Origin of the sequence: Paenibacillus sp. FSL R7-0128 (genome assembly GCF_038002245.1) — a bacterium.
Lineage (GTDB): Bacteria > Bacillota > Bacilli > Paenibacillales > Paenibacillaceae > Paenibacillus_AQ > Paenibacillus_AQ silagei.
Window position 1 is genome coordinate 1,748,357 of record NZ_JBBOCD010000001.1, and the last position, 19,047, is coordinate 1,767,403.

Here is a 19,047-nt window from a genome sequence, read left to right on the forward strand (position 1 = left end):
CTCCTGCTTGGTTCCAGTGATTGTTGTATCCTGCTACAACGTATTGTCACATCCAAACATGAAGCTTCATTAAAGGAAAAATAAACAAATCTGAAGAGAATATAAAAAACTATAAAGGCAGGCTGAATCTGATCCCGAGACCGCCATATTCCGAGGAGAAGGCCGTAATCTCGCCTCCATGGTGCTCAATAATCGATTTACAGCTGGCCAGCCCCAGCCCGAGTCCGCCCTTCCGGATCTGCCGCGACGGGTCCACCGTGAAGAATTTGAGGAACAGTGAAGACATGTCCTGATCCGGTACGCCAATTCCATTATCTTCTATTTGAAAATAGGCATGATGCTCCCGCAGATATCCGGTCATATACACCTTCAGATCCGGCTTCCCGCCATATCTGACGGCATTGCTGAACAGGTTGCCGAACACCCGGCGGAGCATCGGTTCATTAACCGTCAGCCATATGCTGTCCGTGAAGGAATGGCGGCAAACCAGTTCAATATCAAGTCCCGCCAGCTCATACTCATATTCAAAAGCAATGTCTGCGAATAATTCTGTCGCCTTTACAGGCTTGGCGGTCATGGATTCAAGCTCCGATTTTTCTTTGGTGAAGCTGGAGAAATCATTGAGGAGCTCCACCATATAGGCGGACTTCCGCTGAATTAATTCATAATACTCCTGCTTCTCAGCTTCGGGTAAGTTCTGGTGTGTAGCCAGCAGTTCAGTGAAGCCGTTAATCGAGGTCAGGGGTGTCTTCAAATCGTGGGCGATGGCGGCAAGCATATCGGTCTGTTCTCTGTGGGCGAGCTGAAGCCGATGCTCCATCTTATTGAAGTGATTATATAGCTCTCCGATCTCGTCCTTACGCTTCAAAGCCAGCGGAGGCAGGGGACGGACCACATTGACTTCCTCCAGCCGGGCATTCAGACGCCGGATGGGCTGCTCGATGCGGAAGTGAATATAGATGATCAGAATGGAAAATATGCAGCCGGCGATGACGAAGATGGGCAGCAGTAATACTACATATGGTGAGTCCAGCAAAGTGGTACGTATGGGGGAATATACAGCAAAGATAAACTTTAAATACAAACCAATCGAGAACATCAGAATCAGCAGCATCAGCAGGAATAACAGGGGAAGCTTGATTTTCAGTTTCATCCTATTGCTCTCTTTCCGTGTATTTATAGCCTATGCCCCAAATGGTTTTGATGAAGTGTTGCTCAGGACCCAGCTTCTTGCGGATATTCTTGATATGAACGGTTACGGTATTGATCTCGCCGTATTCGTCTCCCCAGACGTTCTCATAGATCTGCTCCCGGCTCAGTACCTGGTTGGGGTGACGCATCAGGACAGACAGAATTTGAAATTCCTTCGCGGATAAGTCGAGCTTCCGGCTGTAGAGGAAGGCTTCATACGTTTTGTCATTCAAAATGAGTGGAGCATCCGCCTTGTCTTTGGCAGGACTAAGCTCGCCCCACTCTTTGTGCAGCCTGTCCACTTTGCGGAAATGCGCCTTGATCCTGGAGGCCAGCTCCTGAATACTGAACGGTTTGGTCATGTAATCATCTGCGCCGATTTCCAGACCGACAATTTTATCAATGTCCTGATCCCGTGCGCTTAACAACATAATCGGAACATTATAAGACGACCGGATCGTTCTGCAGACATCCAGTCCGCTCATATCTGGCATGACGACATCGAGAACAATGAAATCAATAGGGTGATCCTCCACCGCAGATAGGGCTTCTCTCCCGGAGCATGCCGTAATTACAGCGAATTGCTCGTACCTTAGCGTCTTGGTGATGAGCTTCACAATTTCTGCATCATCGTCTACAACTAGTATTGTTTTGGACATTGGACTACCTCCCGGGGCACTAACAATTATGTGGTTAATCATAATTGCTTACCCTTGTTGTTGCAATCCTTGCCAAAATGGTACCATTAGCTGACGGGCGTATTGCTTTGTCTGCTAAGTATACTGACAGAAAGGGCTGCGAATCATGAATAGGAACATCTTTATTATTGAGGATGACGCTCTGCTTCTGGAAGCGCTTCGAGAAAGCTTAAGCCAGTGGTCCTATGAAGTAAGCAGCCCCAGTGATTTTGCTGGGGTGATGGAAGCCTTTGCTGAGCATCGGCCGCATCTGGTGATTATAGATATCCAGCTTCCCAAATTCGATGGCTTTCATTGGTGCAGGGAGATCCGGGCCGTCTCCAAGGTTCCGATTATTTTTCTGTCCTCCAGAGATCATCCAACGGATATGATCATGGCGATGAACCTAGGGGCGGACGATTACGTCCAGAAGCCTTTTCATATGGATGTCCTGCTTGCCAAGGTTCAGGCGGTACTGCGCCGCACGTATACGTATGAAGAGGTATCCCCGGATATGATGGAGTGGAATCAGGCACTGATTGATGTACACAGCGGCGAAATTTATAAGGATGGGAAGACCATTAGCCTGACGAGAAATGAATTGCTGATTCTGGCGGCGTTAGTCCGGTCTAATCATAAGATCGTCTCCCGTCATGAACTGATGAAGAAGCTGTGGGACGATGATCAATATGTGAATGACAATACGCTCACTGCCAACATCACCAGGTTACGGCAACAGCTTGCTGCTCTCCAATTAGCTGAAGGGATTGTCACCAAAAAAGGTCTTGGCTATATGGCCGTCACGCTGTAGGAGGGAGGAATCCGTTGTTCATCGCTTATCTTATTTATAAAAAAAGCTGGATTGGCTTAATGGGTCTGCTGCTGCTGCTTACCAACGCTCTGATCCAATTCGACGATGGTATCGGTGTGGAGCCTCAATCTCTGCTCTATTTGAATGTTCTGTTCCTGACGGTCTGTGCTGGTTTCCTGATCTGGAGGTACAAGAAGGAAACTGCTTATTATAAGTCTCTGCTTAGCTTGTCTAACGGGGTGGAAGAGGACTGGTTTGTGAATATCCCGGAACCGCGCAGCCGTTATCCAGAGGGGATGATCTATACTCTTCTGCAGAACATTCATAAGCATGATGAGCACAGGCACCGTGAGTATCAATCTGCCAAGCGGATGGAGCATGATGATCTGTCCTCCTGGGTGCATGAAGTGAAAACGCCGCTTACAGCGATGAAGATTATCATGGATGCCCATCGATCGAATGAGTTAGCTCAGAAACTTGACGCGCCCTGGCTCCGGATGCACCTGTTAATTGACCGGCAGCTGTATATTTCGCGGTTGGCTAACATAGACTCCGACTTACTCCCGGAGAAGCAGCGGGTGCAGGACCTGATCAGGGAAGAGGTTCGCGAGCTGGCCACCTGGTGTATGGAAAAGAATATATCCATCGATCTGACGGGGGACACAGAGTGTACCGTGTACACGGACAAAAAGTGGTGCGGGTTCGTGATAAGACAGCTGCTAACGAATGCGATTAAATACAGCCGGGCGGATGGAAAGGTAACTATTCATATCGCCCCCGATGAGCATGAATTCGTCACCGTAACGATTACAGATGAAGGGCCCGGCATTCAGGCGCATGACCTGCCGCGAATATTTGATAGAGGTTTTACCGGAGAGAACGGGAGAGTCCAGCACTCCGCCACGGGCATGGGACTGTACCTGGCCAAAGAAATAAGCAGGAAGCTGCACATCCGGCTGGAAGTTGACTCGGCTATTGGCGAAGGTACATCGGTTCGGATGATATTCTCCAGTGATAATCCATTTGAACGCATTAGACGCTCCTTAGTGTAAAATGGGCATAAATGAAGTAGTCAGGATTTTTACAGCCTGGCTGCTTTTTAATTTACGTGAAGGTGACAAAAATATCACATTAGGCCTCTTTTTATCACCTAAAGCTTGCGACCCGGGGCCGTAGAACCCTTTACACTGTGTATAGAACAACCGGATGGGAGGGGCTCAGATGAAACATCAGAGCGCAACGAAGACTGTTTTATTGGCTGAAGGCTTGCATAAATCTTATGGTGCCAAAGGAAATGCCCAGCAGGTGTTACAGGGGATCGACCTGCGGGTGTTGGAGGGGGAGTTTGTGGGAATCATGGGGCCTTCAGGCTCCGGCAAGACCACTCTGCTTAATACCTTAGCTACGATTGACCGTGCCACAGCGGGGCAGATTTTTATACAAGAATACGAGATTTCCAAAATGAAGGATAGCCAGCTTTCCGACATCCGCCGTAAGCACCTGGGTTTTATCTTTCAGGATTACAATCTGCTCGATACCTTAACGGTCAAAGAGAATATCCTGCTGCCGGTGTCGTTAACCCGTATAAGCAATAGTCAGGCCGAGGCGGAGTTTAATGCCATTGCCGGGATTCTGGATATTATGGATTTGGCGGGCAAGTACCCTGCTGAAATCTCAGGCGGCCAAAAACAGCGTACCTCTGCGGCACGGGCGTTAATTCACTCGCCTTCGCTTGTTTTTGCGGATGAGCCTACCGGAGCTCTTGATTCCAAAGCTGCTTCTAACCTGCTGGGGAATCTGCATGAGATTAACCAGACCCGGCAGGTCACCATTGTGATGGTTACGCATGACCCGCTCGCCTCCAGCTATTGCAGCCGTGTCATTTTCCTCAAGGATGGTAAAGTGTTCGCGGAATTGTACAAGGGTGACAAGACGAGGGAAGCCTTCTTCAAGGACATTCTCGATATGCAGGCCGTACTCGGAGGAGGCAGCCAGCAATGACTCTACGAAAATTAGTCATTCGCAGTATGCGCAAGAACCTCAAGATGTACTACCTCTACTTTTTTGCGATGATTTTCAGCATCAGCTTGTATTTTATCTTTTCGACTCTGCAGAATGATCAGACGATTGTAACGATGGTGAAATCCAGTATGGACTTCTCCACAACCTTACAAGTTGCCGGAATATTGCTCGTTGTAATCACCATTGTGTTTACCATGTACGCTACGGGCATCTTCATCCGAAGACGCAGTCAAGAGATCGGATTGTATCAGTTAATCGGCTTATCCAAAGCCTGGGTTGCCCGGGTGTTGATCCTGGAGCACGCTATGCTGGGTCTGGGTGCACTGCTGATTGGCATGGGGGTCGGGGCGCTGCTCTCACGGCTCTTCCAGCTGCTGTTCATGAACCTGTTAGGGCTTGAAGCGGTGATTGGCTTAACGTTCTCCGGCACGGCTGCCCTCCAGACCCTTGCTGTGTTTACCTGCTTAATTGTGGTCACCTCGGTACAGATCATATGGACGGTATACCGCAGTACGCTACTGCAATTGTTCCAGGCTAATCATAGGCAGGATTCCCCGGTCAAACGTCCAAGCATCATCTCAGGCATGTTGGGAATAGCCGGATTAGGGTTGATCGGGTGTGGCTATTATCTGTCTACATTAATTGTTACCAACACCGATATACTGATGTTCCTGATGTTGCTCGTGCTCGCAAGTACGATACTGGGAACCTATCTGATTTTCCATACGACCATAAGCTGGATTCTCAATGTATACCGGAACAGGAGGAACGGAAATCTGGGCTTGTATAACAGCCTGTCGGTCGCCCCGTTAATGCACAGAATCAAGGGTCACGCCAATTCCCTAACCTTAATTACCGTGTTGTCTGCGATGACAATTACGATGGTGTCCCTGTCCTATTCCTTATATTATTCCACGCGGAGCGATGTGAGATTGTCGATGCCCTTTGACTTTGCCGTGGAGAATATGCCTGAGGAAGCCGCTAAGATATCCAGCCGGTTAGAAGAGGAGCAGATTGCATTCGACCGCCATCAAGTCGAGGCCATCCGGTTTCATGGCGTATGGGTGGATCAGGGTTCAACAGCAGATGAGATGGACAGCACGTTTTTGCTATTCTCCGCAGAGCAGATGGCGCAGGCTGGGTTAGATCTGGAGCATCCCCAGGATGGTGAAGGCATCTATTATAGTTCACGGGCGGTGATAGAAGGAAGGGAGATTGTCTCTCCCCAAGAGGTGCTGTATGAATCAAGCGATCAAGCAGACCGCCTGTCCGTCTCCAGGTATAAGCTTGCGAACGTGATGAATTACATTTTCTATGGGGATCAATTGCTGGTCTCGGGTGATACGTTCGAGCGAATGAGAGATAGTATTCAGAAGGAGGAGTACAAAGAATTCCTGACCTATGAGGTCTTTAATGTGCTGGACCCTGAGCAAGCAGGGGCTGCTTCTGACATCTTCCTGTCGAATGTGGACAGTGACCGGTATCTCACGGACTTCCAATCCGCCTATGAGGGATCGCGCCAGACCTTCGGGCTGCTCATTTTTATTGCCGGATTCCTGGGATTTGTGTTTATATTGTCCACGGGAAGTATCCTATACTTCAAGCAAATGACCGAGGCTGAACAAGAGAAAGCCCATTACCGCACCCTGCGGCAGCTTGGATTTCAAGTCGGCGACATCATGAAAGGCATCATCCGCAAACAGCTTTTTGTCTATTTAATTCCTCTGGGGATCGGGTTAATTCATGCTGCGTTTGCGCTTAACGTCGGCTCGGTCCTCATCGCCGCAAGTATGCTCACCCCCATCCTCATCAGCATGGCTGCATATATCGTCATCTATCTGATGTTTACCGTGGTGACCATCCGGTATTACAGAAGTATTGTTACTGATGCTATATAGAAAGGAAGAACAGTATCTATTCTACTCAAGCAGCAGCCGAACGGTCACCATTCCCACTGGCGTCGGCGGCGGATAATTCCGCGCGTAACCGCCTTTTCAAGCTCAATAATTACGAACAGCGCGGCTCCCATGATGAGCGGGAAGGACCAGTAGGACAGGCCGATCGGCACTGTGCCGAACACCCGGTTCATGAACGGCAGGTAGGTGATGGACAGCTGGAGTACGACCAGCAGGCCGGATACGACGAAGACCGCTTTATTGTCGAAAAATCCCTTGCGGATTGCCGGTCCCAGCTCGGTGCGGCAGTTGAAGAGATGGAACATTTGCGCCAGGACGATGGTCTGCATGGTCACTGTATTGACGACAGCCTGTTCATATCCATTGCTGAGCATGGACATGTTCATGGCCAGGGTTCCCCCGCCGAGCAATACGGATACGAACAGAATGCGGAAGATATAATAGCCGCTGAGCAGGGGGGCCGCCGGATTGCGCGGGGGCCGCTTCATCGCTCCGGGCTCAATCCGCTCAAACGCCAGTGCCAGGGAGACCGTGACCGAGCTGACCATATTGACCCACAGAATCTGGATCGGTGTCAGTGGAATCATCGTGCCCAGCAGGATGCTCGCCATGATCAGGAAGCTTTCTGCACCGTTGGTCGGCAAAATGAACAGGATGGTTTTCTTCAAATTGTCGTACACACGCCGGCCTTCCTTGACGGCCTTGACGATGGTGCTGAAATTATCGTCGGCCAGAACCATTTCCGAGGCGTCCTTGGATACTTCGGTGCCTTTGATGCCCATGGCTACGCCTACATCTGCCCGCTTGAGTGCCGGGGCATCATTGACCCCGTCACCGGTCATGGCACAAATGCTGCCGCTGCTCTGAAGCGCTTCGACCAGCTGGAGCTTGTTCTGCGGACTGGTGCGGGCGAAGATGGAATACTTCTGTGCAGCTTCCTTCAACTCTTCCGCAGACAGGTTGTCCAGCTCCCGGCCTTCAATCGAATGCTTCCCATCGCCGATGCCCAGCTGTTCACCGATGGCCATCGCTGTCTCTTTATGGTCGCCTGTAATCATCTTGACCTCGATCCCGACGTTCTGGCACTCGCGGATCGCATCCACCACTTCATCACGCGGCGGATCGACGATCCCTGCCAGCCCCAGCAGCACCAGTCCTTCCTTCAGATCATCATGGTCTATCTGCTCAGGGGAGGAGTCCTCCGGCAGCTCCTTCATCGCCAGTCCGATGACCCTTTGTCCCTTGCGGGCATGGGCCTGCATCTGGCCGTACCAGAAATCAGCATCGAACGGAGTCTCGGCTTCGTCGTCCGCCTGCCGGTCCGCCATTTCAAACAGACGGTCCGGCGCACCTTTGACATAAATGACTGAACGTCCCTCGTATTCGCTCAGGACCGCCATGTATTTGTATTCGGAGTCGAACGGGAGCTTGGAGCGCGTCTTCAGTTCAGTAACTTCAGATTGGGCCTAGCCCGCAAGCGTCAGCAGGCAGCCTTCTGTAGGATCGCCTTGAAGCTTCCACTCCCCTTGTTCTTCCGTCAGCACAGAATCGTTGCAGGTCACCCCGCATATCAGCAGATGCTTCAGCGTCCGGTCCTGCTCTGGATCGGCCTCCTTGTCTTCATCCCGTATAATTTCACCTTCAGGCGCGTATCCGGTTCCCGTAATCCCGTATTCATGCATGGACGTTACTACAGAGGTGACGGTCATTTCGTTTTTGGTCAGCGTTCCCGTTTTATCCGAGCAGATGACGGAGACCGCGCCCAGCGTCTCTACAGAAGGCAGATTGCGGACGATGGCCTTTCTCCGTGCCATATTCTGCACACCGATCGCTAATATAATGGACAGAATGGCCGGTAAGCCTTCGGGGATGGCCGCTACAGCCAGTCCGATGACCGACAGCAGCAGCTCTCCGGTCTCATAGTCGCGCAGCCCGTAGCCGAAGCCGAACATCAAGGCGGCCACAGCTACGATAACAACCGACACCATTTTGCCGAAACGGGCGGTCTGTTGCAAAAGCGGGGTGCGGATCTCCTCCACGGAGGCGATGGACTGGTTAATTTTCCCGAGCTCCGTCTTGCCGCCGGTTGCCACCGCTACTCCAATTCCTGTCCCGGAAGCAACGGTTGTGCCCGAGAAAACCATGTTGGTCCGGTCACCAAGCGGACAGTCCTCCTCCAGCGCTTCCGTCTGCTTCTCCACCGAGGTAGATTCGCCGGTCAGCGCCGATTCCTCGACCTTCAGATTGCTGCTGCTGAGCAGCCTGAGATCTGCCGGGATTCGGTCGCCTGGATTCAGCAGCACGATATCGCCCGGCACCAGCTCTGCCGCTTCGATGGCCGCCGGGCTGCTGTCCCGCAGTACCTGAGCTTCCGGGGACAGCATATTCTTGATGCCCTCCAGCGCTTGCTCGGCCCGGTGTTCCTGCACGAAACCGATGGCCGCGTTGACGATGACTACGATAATGATGACGATGGTATCGGTCCAATGGCCGAGCAGGGCCATAATGACGGCAGCAACCAGCAAAATGTAGATCAGCACATCATTGAAATGCTTTACAAATTTAAGGGCCGCCGGCGATTTTTTACCTTCCGGCAGCTCATTCCTTCCATAGCGGTTCAGCCGCGCGGTTGCCTCGCTGCCGCTCAATCCCTGTTCCCTGCTTGTCTCCAATGCTTCCAGCGTACGCTGGCTGTCCATGGCATGCCACAGCTTGTCCTGCTTCTTCGCCAAGTCAGTCGCCTCCTCTGGTTCAAATCTTCCCATTCATTAAACGGGAACCCGTCCGGGCAAACGCTTTAGAGGGAAGTCGTTGCGAAATGTTCACTAATAGAAAATACAAGGTGATGGATTTTTATAGAAGTTTTGAATCAAAGTGATAAAAATTTTTAATATATTTACATTTATTAGGATAGAAGTGTATGATGCAAATGTATTTATTTTACTTTTTATAGAAAAATCTATGAGAATATGCCTTGGGAGGTGATAGGTTTGATCTACGACAATGTGCTGCAATTAATTGGGAACACGCCTATTGTTAAACTGAATTATCTTCCGGACCCGTATGGGGCGCAGGTATTCATCAAGCTGGAGGGGCTTAATCCCGGCGGCAGCATGAAGGACCGCACGGCGCTCTACATTATCAGCCAAGCGGAGGCAGCGGGACAACTGAAGCCCGGCGGCACGATTGTTGAATCCTCCTCCGGGAATCTGGCCATCGGACTGGCGCTTGTGGCACGGCAAAAGGGGTACAAGCTGATCTGTGTGGTCGATCCCAAGATCAGTCTGGTCAATCTCAGTATTATCCAGGCCTATGGTGCGGAGACGGTAATGGTTGATCAGGCTGATGAGTATGGCAACTATCTTAGAGCCCGCCTGGACAAGGTACAGGAGCTCGTCAAGCAACTGGGAGCATTTTGGCCTAATCAGTATAATAACCCGAGTAATCCTGAGGCACACAGACAAACGACCGCGCTTGAAATCTATGAGGCGTTCGGTAATGAGCTTCAGTGGGCAGTGATACCGTCAGGCACCTGCGGTCTCATTACCGGGTGCAGCCTGGGGCTGAAAGAACATATCCCGCACATAAAAATTATGGCTGTTGATGCTGCCGGCTCGGTTACCTTCGGGAAGCCGCCGGGTGTCAGACATCAGATTGGCATTGGTTCAGCTATAGTACCGGGCAATGTGCGAAGAGAGCTGTATGACGAGATTACGCATGTCTCGGATGCAGAGGCCTTCTCCACCACCCGCAGGCTGGTTAAGGAAGAAGGGCTGCTGGTCGGCGGCTCCGCAGGTGCAGCGGTGTTCGCGGCCCTGAAGCTTGCCCGCCGCCTGACTGGCGGGGACAAAGTGCTTGCGATTCTTCCAGATCGCGGAGACCGGTACTACAATACTATTTTTTCGGATGAATGGCTGGAGCAGATTGGAATTGAACTGGGTAAAAGCGCTGTGAAAATATGATCGGGGGTGCTGGAGATTACCGTTTCCTTACGTAATGAGGTGATTGACCGTGCCGTCAGACAGACCCGCAGGCAGCTTGACAAGCTTGCTTCTATGCCATCCTCCGGTGAGATTAGGCTTCCTTATGTTACGAACAACGGAAGATATATGCTGGAGGATAAGTGGTCCTCCGGATTCTTCATTGGACTCCTCTACCAGCTCTATCAGTTGACCGGCGATACTCTTTATATTGAGGAAGCTGACCGCTGGATAGGCGGGATTGAGACTTATAAGAATCAGGGGGATTATCAGGATATTGGCTTCCTGTTCTATTATTCTTATGCGTTCGGGTACGATCTGACCGGTAAGGAAGCATACAGAACGATTGCGCTTGAAGCTGCTGACAGCCTCTTTGATTCGCGTCTCCCGGGCGGTTATCTGGAATGCAATTGGCTGCCCGAGGGGAAGCGCTATGCAGGCGTCGACAGTATGATGAACATCCGGTTGTGGCTATGGGCCTATCGGATAACCGGTGAGGAGCGCTATCGCGCCGCTGCCATCGAATCAGCACAGATTACAAGTGCTGCGCTGATGAGGGAAGACGGCTTCACTTACGAATATATGAGAATGGACTCACTTACGGGAGCCCCGGAGCAGCCCTACAACAAGAACGCCAAATTCAGCTCAGCATCGGTGTGGGCCAGAGGCCACACATGGGCACTCTATGGAGCAGTTCAAATGTATGTGCTGGGTCATGAAGAGGAGTGGAGGACAAAGGTTGAGCAGCTCTCTGCCTTCTACTTAGCCCATGTCTGTTCGGATGGTGTTCCGGCCTGGGATCTGATGCTGTCCCATCAGGAGACGGCTATGAGGGATGCTTCGGCTGCTGCGATCGCTTGCTCTGCATTCTACCAGTTTGCCGCAGCCTTAAGCCCTGATGATCCCTTACGCCAGCAGTTCCGGCAAGAAGCAGAGAGGGTGCTCGATGTTCTGATTTCTGCGGAGTATGCGCCCCCGGGTCCGGAGCATGAGGGACTGCTGGTGCATGCCAGCACGCCGCTGCATGTCGTTCAAGCCGCAGGAGAGTCCCAGATCTGGGGCGATTATTTTCTGCTGGAGGCTCTATATTACTCATTGGAGGTCGGTTCTTAATGAATGTCAGTGCCGGATCGATAGAATCTAGCGATATTAAAATTGTCATCGAAGAAGGCCACGCTGCAATGCAATGCATGAATATGGTGCCGGAGCTTACGGACCGCCAAGTCTATGAATATGTTGTTCCCATTCTGAAGCAGTATGGCTTGGCGGATCTGTCCCCCCAGATCTGGTTCAATGGAGCCAATGAGTGGGTCATCCGCAGCCGCTGCGAAGCCTTGGCCTACTCTCTGAACACGGTTAATCAGCGGGAAGGTGTAACAGGATGAGTGTAGCTGCCGAACCCTTAGTCTATTTCTATGTTCCGGGATACAAACCGAATTACATAGAGTACGCTATGACCTTCTATCCTATGAATATTATTCTCTGTCTGGAAGACGGTACGCCGGAGGAGAAGAAGCTTGAAGCAAGATACGTGGTCAAGAATGCCCTTCAGGAATTCAGCAGCGACTCGGAGCATACGCTCATTGTCCGCGTGAATAGTGTTCATACCCCTCACTGGGAGCAGGATTTGGAAGAGCTTGTGCCAGAGCGCCCTGCCCGAATCCGGCTGCCCATGGTCCGGACGGCTGAGGATTTACGGCAAGTGGAACGCAAGGTGCAGGATGTTATACACCAGCGTAGCTTGAACTATTCACCCAGCTATGAAGTCATGATTGAATGCTGTGAGGCTATTGCCAATCTCGGAGAGATTCATCAGGCCAGCCGGAATATTTATGCTTTTACCTTTGGAGGAACAGATTATTTCAATGACTGTGTGGCTAAGGGGCTTGGGGACCCGGCCCTGGAGGTCCGGAAGGCCAAGCAGAAGCTGGGGGAATACTGCCGCAGTGTGGGCCTTCAATGCTTTGACACCACTTACATGGCTTATCGTGATCTGGAGGGGTTCCGCGAGGATTGTCTGCTCTCCAGGGAATACGGCTTCACGGGGCGTTCCGTAATCCATCCGGACCAGGTTGCCGTCGTCCAAGACATATACGGAATTTCAATAGCGTAGGAGGCTGTTATGTTCACAACATACCGATTGGAATTGCCTGAGCCTGTGACTCTAAATAAGCTGCAAATCCCTGTGTTCACCCATATGTTCCTGCAAAATGTATCTGCCCATAAGGTGCAGGTCGACCCGATTCAAGGGAAGCGGATCAGCGTCACCTATCTATCGTCTTATCCCAGGGAGCAGATTGAGCGGGAGGTTGCTATTTTCCTGGAGCGTTTCACCCCGGAGCATGATGAGGCATCCGCATCATCCGCTGAAATACTGGAGCCTGAGCTGAATATGGTGGAGCTGCATGAGCCGCCGCTGGAGAAGCTGTGCTCCTGCTGCACGCCGGGCAATCAGCGGAATATCTCGGATGACCTGCTGGAGCAGAGATGGCTGACTTTATTGAAGAATCAGGAGCTGGCGTACCATCGTCCGATCATCACTCTGCTGGAGTATTTTGACCAGAGTTATGTGGATTATGTCGGCCGGAGAATTGGGGATTGTCAGCAGCGGCAGTATTCGGTCTTGTTGCCTGCTTCGTTCGCCGAGAAGATGAATTACTTCCATAGCGCACCAATGCATTTGCTGCTGGCCACCCATTTAAGCCATGATCATGAGACAATGAAATCCTTCGCTGCAGATGTATCCGCGAATAACGGGAAGCTGCCGCAGGACTGCGGCCCTTATCTGGAGACGCCTCCCTATATTCTGCAATCTGCCCCCTGCTATAAAGTCTATATGGAAATGGAGGATCAGGTGTTTGAGGACAATACCGCTTTTGTACTCAAAGGCCAGTCTTTCCGCAATGAGGGCAAACGTGTATATCTGCTGGAACGGTTGTTGAATTTCACCATGCGGGAATTCGTATTTCTGGGTACTCCCGAATACGTCACCCGGATGCGTGACTTGACATTAGAGTGGACCGTGGAGTGGATGGAAGCGGTAGGGCTGAAAGGCGGGTGTGTCTTAGCCAATGATCCATTCTTCCTGCCGGGTAAGGTGAAGCAGAATTTCAAAGTGCCCAAACATGTCAAATACGAGGTTCGTGCGGATATCCCGTATAAAAACGACACGATTTCGATTGCTTCCTATGACACGCACGGCGATTTTTTTGCAAAGACCTTTAACTTTAGACTGAGGGACAACGCTGAGACATGGTCGGGCTGCATCGGACTTGGCCTGGAACGGGTAGTATGGAGCTTCCTTCAGCAGTACGGTCTACAGAGTGAACACTGGCCTGCGGCTATCCCGGAGAGCGTAAAGTGACTGCTTCCGGCCAAGCAGCATCGGTCTGGATTGCCGAAACGCTTGTCTATAGTGTTCTGGCCGAGGCTGTGAGCTGGCCTTCCCCCGGATTGGTATCGGCGGTCAGCAACGGATGTCACGGGGATATGGATATTTACACTTTTCTGAGAAGCGCACTCCGCATTCAGCCGTATTACCAGGAAGCTGCGCGCCTGGGCATAGAACAATCCGGGGGCCGAACCGGCAGGGAGGATTTGTTCAGGATGCTCCAGAAGACCGGGCGGCGGGCCGAGGCTGACATGCTAAGGGCTACCGGGGGAGTGAATACCCATAAAGGAACGATCTTCCTGGGACTGATTCTATGCGCGGCTGCCGGAATGACGAGTCAAAGTCCATCCAGTGCAGTAGAACCGCAGGAGATATGCCGCTTGGCTGGAAGGCTGGCTGAGTATCCGCTGCGGGCACAATTGGCGGACATTCTGGAGGAGACGCACAGTGCAAGCACGGGCGGACGCGCCTACAGGGAGTGGGGGATTAGAGGCATACGGGGCGAGGTTATAGACGGATTTCCGTCCATTCTTCAGCAGGGCTTGCCTGCCTTGCGGGAGGCGCTTCAACAAGGAGCAGATTTGCGGACGGCGCTGATCCACTGCTTGCTATCATTGATGGCTGTGGTACAGGATACCACGCTGCTGAACCGCAAGTTCGACAGGACAAGGATTGACTATACTCAGGCGAGTGCATTAGCGGCGTTGGACCGGGGGAGTCTGTTCACCTCTGAAGGCAGAGCCTATATCCGCACCATGGAGGAGGATTTTCGTCTCCGTTCCTTATCTCCCGGCGGATCAGCCGATCTGCTGGCGATGACGCTTGCTTTGCATTTGTGGACTGAGAATCAGGGGGAGGAAAGAGTGTGGCGAACGATTCCGCTGTATCAGCCATCCTTCGCGACCGGGAGCGCCTCCATGAGCTAAGAGAGGCCAGGTATCCGGCAGCAGGCTCGCTGATCCAGATTATGATGAATATTCCGGGGCCGGATAAGAGGCTGGCTGTTGCCTATGAACTATTCGAGCTCTGTATGGAGGCTTTACAGGAAGCTCTGGCGGTTGCAGCTTATAAGATTCTTGCGCTGGAGCGGATCGGGCTGGCGCTTGGTCCGGTTGCTTATCTTCAGGTATCTGCGGATGCGGCGGCATTGAAGCTATTCTGTCTGTCCTTTGAAGGGGAGCATCCGCTTAGCGCTTATTGGGATATGGATATTTATGATTCATCGGGAAAAGCAATGGGCAGGCATGAGCTGGGGGCTCCTTCACGCCGCTGTTATCTGTGCGGGCAGCCTGCTAAAGTGTGCGGATTCCTGCAGCATCATTCGCCAGAGGAATTAATCGGACGTATGGCTGCTGATCTGGCGGCAAGGAAGGCAGTCACATGAATCTTTTCCGAAACTTAAAGGTGCCCCGGCCGGTGTTTGCCATTTGTCTGAACACACTGGTTACCCATCTTGGCTTCTACGCTATGACGGCGATATTAACGGTCTATCTGTCTCAGGTCAAAGGACTGCCGCTGTCGGTTACCGCTGTAGTTACCATGATCTTCACGGTGTCTTACCGCAGTGCGAGATTCCTTACCGGACCCCTGCTGGACAACATGGACCCGTTCAAATGCATGTGGTTCGGCTGCCTGCTAACAGGGGTCTCCATCGCTATGGTAGATTTCTGGCAGTCTCCGGTGTTGATTACTATACAGCTTATCATTGCCGGGATCGGCTACTCTGTCCGAGGCTTATCCTCGAAGGCTTCTTTATCCTTCGTGGGGAGTAAGGATGGCAATGCCCTGTTTTATTTTGCGAATTCCAATATGTATACGAACGGTGCAGCCATTGCCGGGCCCTTAATCGGCTCCTTTCTGCTGACTAGCTCCTTGAAAAGCTTCACGTTGACCTTCGTTGGAGGGTTTTATGTGTTAGGTGCCATCCTGCTCAATATCTTCCCGCCCGGGTGTAGTCTGATGGGCCGGGAGCGGAAGCCGGTAAGCTTCTGGAAAGGATATCAGACCGTTCTGCTCGATAAAAGCTTCCGTAAAGTGCTGCTGTTCAATATGATCGGCTGCTTCTTCTTCACCCAATTGTTCAATTCCTTTCCTTATTTAATCGGCACTTATTATAACGCTCCGGAAAGGCTGGGAAGTCTGCTGATGCTGAACGGAATCCTCGTGGTGGCGCTGCAGATTCCGGTCGGGCGCTGGATGAATACCGCGTTGTCAGGCCAGCGTGAGGGATACCGGCTGATGCTGGCGTTTCTGCTATTTAGTGTTTCTTTCTCAATGAATGCGATCATCGGTTCGATCTGGGGCTACTACGTATTCGTCGCGTTGTTCACCCTTGCAGAAATATTATTCATCCCTACGATAGATGCGTATGTCTCTAACGCTGCCCACCCGGATCTGCGTATCACATATTTCAGTGTCATCGGATTGTCCACAGCCCTTGGAGAAGGAATCGGTGTATATACCGGGCTGCAATTCATACATATGTGGAGCATCTACGGAAAGCTGTCCTATTTCTGGTTGTCCCTGGCTCTTCTGTCTGGACTGTCTCTTGTACTTTACGTAATGCTAAACCGGTCACCTGTTCATCACAAGGAGGAGGAGAAACTATGGCGGTATTAATTCTGAATCAGAGGAGGCGGGCCTTCGCTCCTTATCTGACCTGGCTGGAGGATCTGGATGAAGAAGTATACCTGTATACTTCGCCGGCATATGGTGAGATAACGGAACCCTTTGCCCTTGTGCAAGTGTTCGACAACTGGGTGAGCAATGACCGGGTAGAGATCGATGCGTTACGATTGTATGAGGAACATCCTTACCGTCTGATCATCGCTCTCGATGAGAGTGATCTGATTCGTGCGGCCCGGCTGCGTGAACGGCTGCACCTGCCTGGTCAACAGCTGGAGAGTGCAGTGGCTTACAGGGATAAGGCGGTGATGAAAAGCTTAGTCAGCCCGCAGGTATCCTGCCCGGCATTCCGCAGACTGGCTTCACCGCTTCACTTGTATGATTTTGTGCTGGAGCACGGCTTGCCGGTTGTGGTTAAACCGGTGGACGGCATGGGCTCCATGAATACGGACATTATACGGACCCGGGAGCAATTGAACGATGTATGGGAACGCGGCCTCGGCAGCGGCTTAATGGTTGAAGCCTACGTAGAGGGAGAAATGTATGAGATCGATGGGCTGATGATGGGCCAGGAGATCCGTTTCGCTTCTGTCGGCAAATATTCCTGCAAGCCGCTGGAGATACTCCAGCAGGATTGCTTCGTGGAATTGCTCAGCCCCGGCTGCGCGGTGTATGAGCGGCTGGTTCATGAAGTTCAGCAGGTCATTGAAGCCTTGCCCTCACCGGGAGTCTCAACCTTTCATTGTGAAATGTTCCATACCCCGGAGGATGAATGGGTATTCTGTGAAATTGCCAGCCGGACCGCAGGCGGGCGGATCAGTGAGTCAATCAGCGCCATGTATGACGTTGATCTGAACCGGGAGTGGGTCCGGGGGCAATGCGGACTGCCGCTGAAGCTGCCGGTGCCAAGGCCGTCACAGGTAGCGGGGGTATATCTAATGCCGAAACGCCCGGGAACGGTAGAGACCATTCCGCAGACGCTGCCCTTTGAATGGGTGGCGGAATATGTTCCCCGTGTCAGAGCAGGCGAACAGCTGGACGCGGCTCATTCCAGCGTGGATGCCGTGATGACCGTAATCATCGTAGGCGAGAATTCGGCATCGCTGCAAGCCAGGCTGTCACAGCTGCTGCGGTATCTGGAGCAAGAAGTGCAAATTCTGCCCGCCTATAAGGAGGATACAACCAATGAAGCACCTGTTACTAGTTGAGAGCAATGAGTCTATCGCAGGTATCCAGGCCTGCCAGGAGATGGGGTACACCGTAACGTTGCTGACCCAGAATATTCAGCATTACCTGAAGGGCCAGCCGCTGGAGTCCCACCCGCTCCGGTTGGTAGATTACATTCATGAAGTGGACACCTTTAATGAAGAAGCTGTGGTTGACTTTGTCAAAGCGTACCATCAAGCGAACCCTTTGACCGGAGTGATGTCTTTTGCGGAATTCTACGTGGTTCAGGCAACGGCTGCTGCGCATGCGATTGGTGTGCCGACCATGCAGCCGCTGGCGGCCAAGAATGCCCGGAATAAATATAAATCCAGAGAAATCTGCGTTCAGAGCGGCGTTCCGGTTCCCCGTTCACTGCTCGCAGGCAGTATAGAGGAAGCTTGCCGGCACGCCCATTCCATGGGTTATCCCTGTATCGTTAAGCCGTGTGACGGGGCTATGAGTATCGGGGTGGTCTTTGTCAACAATGAGCGAGAGCTGCGGCAGGCTTACGACAGCTATGTGAACAACCGGAATTTTGGGCGTAATCTCTATGGAAGTACGGATGTGCTCATTGAGGAATATGCAGCCGGACCTCTGGTCAGTGTGGAGATGGTCACTTATCAAGGGCAGGATCACCTGATCGGGATTACGGACCGCCGTCTGGTTGGATTTCCCTATTTTGTAGAGACTGGCGCCAGCTTTCCGGTTCGGTTAAGCCATGAGGCGGAGATCGTGGAGGTGGTCCGCCGGGGACTGCATGCGCTTGGGGTTGACTTTGGCCCCACACATACAGAGGTTGCTCTCACTCCTGAAGGTCCCAAGATTATTGAATTTAATCCGCGGATGGTAGGCGGGCCTGTTCCGGAGATGATTAAATACGCAACCGGCATTGACCTGCCGCGTGAAGTGCTTCGTATGCATATGGGGGAGGCCCCGGAGTTGACGCCGAGCGTCACGCGTGGTGCTGCTTCACGGGAATTCTGTTCGCCGGTTGACGGCAGGCTGATCGAGGTTACGGGGCTTAAGGAATTAGAGGGGCGTGCGGACATTCTGCGATCGCATTTCATTGCTGCCGGGCGCGAGGTGTCCTTTCCGAGATCTAATTTTGACTGGATTGGCCGAGTGATGGTTGGAGGGGACGATGCAGAGCAGGCTGAGCAGAAGTGCAGTGAAATCCAGAATACGATCGGCTTGCACATTGCAGCCAGACCTATAAGCTGAGGAGGCC

Annotated in this window: 18 protein-coding genes; 14 read left to right on the forward strand and 4 right to left on the reverse strand. The window is 52.0% G+C overall.

Features of this window, described 5'->3' with window-relative positions; genetic code table 11:
- Positions 1-109: 109 nt before the first annotated feature.
- Together NST26_RS07150 and NST26_RS07155 are read right to left on the reverse strand one after the other, a co-directional pair.
- Complete coding sequence (locus NST26_RS07150) at positions 110-1,153, reverse strand: HAMP domain-containing sensor histidine kinase (protein WP_209874978.1); 1,044 nt, start codon at positions 1,151-1,153, stop codon at positions 110-112.
- A gap of 1 nt (position 1,154) precedes the next feature.
- The gene (locus NST26_RS07155; protein ID WP_340955200.1) at positions 1,155-1,850 is read right to left on the reverse strand and encodes a response regulator transcription factor; all 696 of its coding nucleotides are present in this window, start codon (positions 1,848-1,850) and stop codon (positions 1,155-1,157) included.
- Positions 1,851-1,995: 145 nt separating this feature from the next.
- On the opposite strand from NST26_RS07155, the gene NST26_RS07160 reads away from it, so the two are divergent.
- The 4 genes from NST26_RS07160 (at position 1,996) to NST26_RS07175 (ending at position 6,599) form a co-directional block, all read left to right on the forward strand.
- A complete protein-coding gene (locus NST26_RS07160) occupies positions 1,996-2,679 on the forward strand; it encodes a response regulator transcription factor (protein WP_036723891.1) in 684 nt (227 codons plus the stop codon).
- A 14-nt stretch (positions 2,680-2,693) separates the two neighbouring features.
- Positions 2,694-3,731, forward strand: a complete 1,038-nt coding sequence (locus tag NST26_RS07165; protein ID WP_340955198.1) for a sensor histidine kinase — start codon at positions 2,694-2,696, stop codon at positions 3,729-3,731.
- A gap of 169 nt (positions 3,732-3,900) precedes the next feature.
- Positions 3,901-4,680, forward strand: a complete 780-nt coding sequence (locus tag NST26_RS07170; RefSeq protein ID WP_340955196.1) for an ABC transporter ATP-binding protein — start codon at positions 3,901-3,903, stop codon at positions 4,678-4,680.
- Positions 4,677-6,599: an FtsX-like permease family protein gene (locus NST26_RS07175; protein ID WP_340955195.1), complete on the forward strand. Its 1,923-nt coding sequence runs from the start codon at positions 4,677-4,679 to the stop codon at positions 6,597-6,599. Before NST26_RS07170 ends, NST26_RS07175 begins: the two co-directional genes overlap by 4 nt.
- A 44-nt stretch (positions 6,600-6,643) precedes the next feature.
- Here NST26_RS07175 and NST26_RS07180 read toward each other — a convergent pair whose 3' ends face one another.
- Both NST26_RS07180 and NST26_RS07185 read right to left on the reverse strand, forming a co-directional pair.
- Complete coding sequence (locus NST26_RS07180) at positions 6,644-8,062, reverse strand: HAD-IC family P-type ATPase (RefSeq protein ID WP_340958135.1); 1,419 nt, start codon at positions 8,060-8,062, stop codon at positions 6,644-6,646.
- Between the two features lie 21 nt (positions 8,063-8,083).
- Entirely contained in the window at positions 8,084-9,349 is a 1,266-nt protein-coding gene (locus NST26_RS07185) for a cation-translocating P-type ATPase (RefSeq protein ID WP_340978972.1), read from the reverse strand.
- Between the two features lie 258 nt (positions 9,350-9,607).
- Between NST26_RS07185 and sbnA the strand changes: the two genes are divergently transcribed.
- From sbnA to NST26_RS07235, 10 genes are read left to right on the forward strand one after another with little or no spacing between them, the layout of a single operon-like run.
- Positions 9,608-10,579: a 2,3-diaminopropionate biosynthesis protein SbnA gene (gene sbnA, locus NST26_RS07190; RefSeq protein ID WP_340955192.1), complete on the forward strand. Its 972-nt coding sequence runs from the start codon at positions 9,608-9,610 to the stop codon at positions 10,577-10,579.
- A 6-nt stretch (positions 10,580-10,585) separates the two neighbouring features.
- Positions 10,586-11,710, forward strand: a complete 1,125-nt coding sequence (locus NST26_RS07195) for a glycoside hydrolase family 88 protein (RefSeq protein WP_340955190.1) — start codon at positions 10,586-10,588, stop codon at positions 11,708-11,710.
- Positions 11,710-11,982 (forward strand): hypothetical protein, encoded by a 273-nt coding sequence (locus tag NST26_RS07200; RefSeq protein WP_340955188.1) that lies wholly within the window; start codon positions 11,710-11,712, stop codon positions 11,980-11,982. Before NST26_RS07195 ends, NST26_RS07200 begins: the two co-directional genes overlap by 1 nt.
- Positions 11,979-12,710, forward strand: coding sequence for an HpcH/HpaI aldolase/citrate lyase family protein (locus tag NST26_RS07205; RefSeq protein WP_340955185.1), 732 nt, complete (start codon positions 11,979-11,981; stop codon positions 12,708-12,710). The genes NST26_RS07200 and NST26_RS07205 overlap by 4 nt, the downstream gene beginning before the upstream one ends.
- Positions 12,711-12,719: 9 nt before the next feature.
- Entirely contained in the window at positions 12,720-13,961 is a 1,242-nt protein-coding gene (locus tag NST26_RS07210; protein ID WP_339313165.1) for a hypothetical protein, read from the forward strand.
- Positions 13,958-14,914, forward strand: a complete 957-nt coding sequence (locus NST26_RS07215) for a triphosphoribosyl-dephospho-CoA synthase (protein ID WP_340955183.1) — start codon at positions 13,958-13,960, stop codon at positions 14,912-14,914. The genes NST26_RS07210 and NST26_RS07215 overlap by 4 nt, the downstream gene beginning before the upstream one ends.
- The gene (gene citX, locus NST26_RS07220) at positions 14,854-15,372 is read left to right on the forward strand and encodes a citrate lyase holo-[acyl-carrier protein] synthase (protein ID WP_340955181.1); all 519 of its coding nucleotides are present in this window, start codon (positions 14,854-14,856) and stop codon (positions 15,370-15,372) included. Before NST26_RS07215 ends, citX begins: the two co-directional genes overlap by 61 nt.
- Positions 15,369-16,607 (forward strand): MFS transporter, encoded by a 1,239-nt coding sequence (locus NST26_RS07225; RefSeq protein ID WP_340955179.1) that lies wholly within the window; start codon positions 15,369-15,371, stop codon positions 16,605-16,607. The genes citX and NST26_RS07225 overlap by 4 nt, the downstream gene beginning before the upstream one ends.
- Entirely contained in the window at positions 16,595-17,821 is a 1,227-nt protein-coding gene (locus tag NST26_RS07230; RefSeq protein ID WP_340955178.1) for an ATP-grasp domain-containing protein, read from the forward strand. The genes NST26_RS07225 and NST26_RS07230 overlap by 13 nt, the downstream gene beginning before the upstream one ends.
- Positions 17,799-19,040, forward strand: coding sequence for an ATP-grasp domain-containing protein (locus NST26_RS07235; protein ID WP_340978975.1), 1,242 nt, complete (start codon positions 17,799-17,801; stop codon positions 19,038-19,040). Before NST26_RS07230 ends, NST26_RS07235 begins: the two co-directional genes overlap by 23 nt.
- The last annotated feature ends 7 nt before the right edge of the window (positions 19,041-19,047 follow it).

Coding starts and splice junctions, on each gene's coding strand:
- NST26_RS07150 (WP_209874978.1), bottom strand. CDS start 1,153: ATGAAACTGAAAATCAAGCTTCCCCTGTTATTCCTGCTGATGCTGCTG.
- NST26_RS07155 (WP_340955200.1), bottom strand. CDS start 1,850: ATGTCCAAAACAATACTAGTTGTAGACGATGATGCAGAAATTGTGAAG.
- NST26_RS07160 (WP_036723891.1), top strand. CDS start 1,996: ATGAATAGGAACATCTTTATTATTGAGGATGACGCTCTGCTTCTGGAA.
- NST26_RS07170 (WP_340955196.1), top strand. CDS start 3,901: ATGAAACATCAGAGCGCAACGAAGACTGTTTTATTGGCTGAAGGCTTG.
- NST26_RS07175 (WP_340955195.1), top strand. CDS start 4,677: ATGACTCTACGAAAATTAGTCATTCGCAGTATGCGCAAGAACCTCAAG.
- NST26_RS07200 (WP_340955188.1), top strand. CDS start 11,710: ATGAATGTCAGTGCCGGATCGATAGAATCTAGCGATATTAAAATTGTC.
- NST26_RS07205 (WP_340955185.1), top strand. CDS start 11,979: ATGAGTGTAGCTGCCGAACCCTTAGTCTATTTCTATGTTCCGGGATAC.
- NST26_RS07210 (WP_339313165.1), top strand. CDS start 12,720: ATGTTCACAACATACCGATTGGAATTGCCTGAGCCTGTGACTCTAAAT.
- NST26_RS07225 (WP_340955179.1), top strand. CDS start 15,369: ATGAATCTTTTCCGAAACTTAAAGGTGCCCCGGCCGGTGTTTGCCATT.
- NST26_RS07230 (WP_340955178.1), top strand. CDS start 16,595: ATGGCGGTATTAATTCTGAATCAGAGGAGGCGGGCCTTCGCTCCTTAT.
- NST26_RS07235 (WP_340978975.1), top strand. CDS start 17,799: ATGAAGCACCTGTTACTAGTTGAGAGCAATGAGTCTATCGCAGGTATC.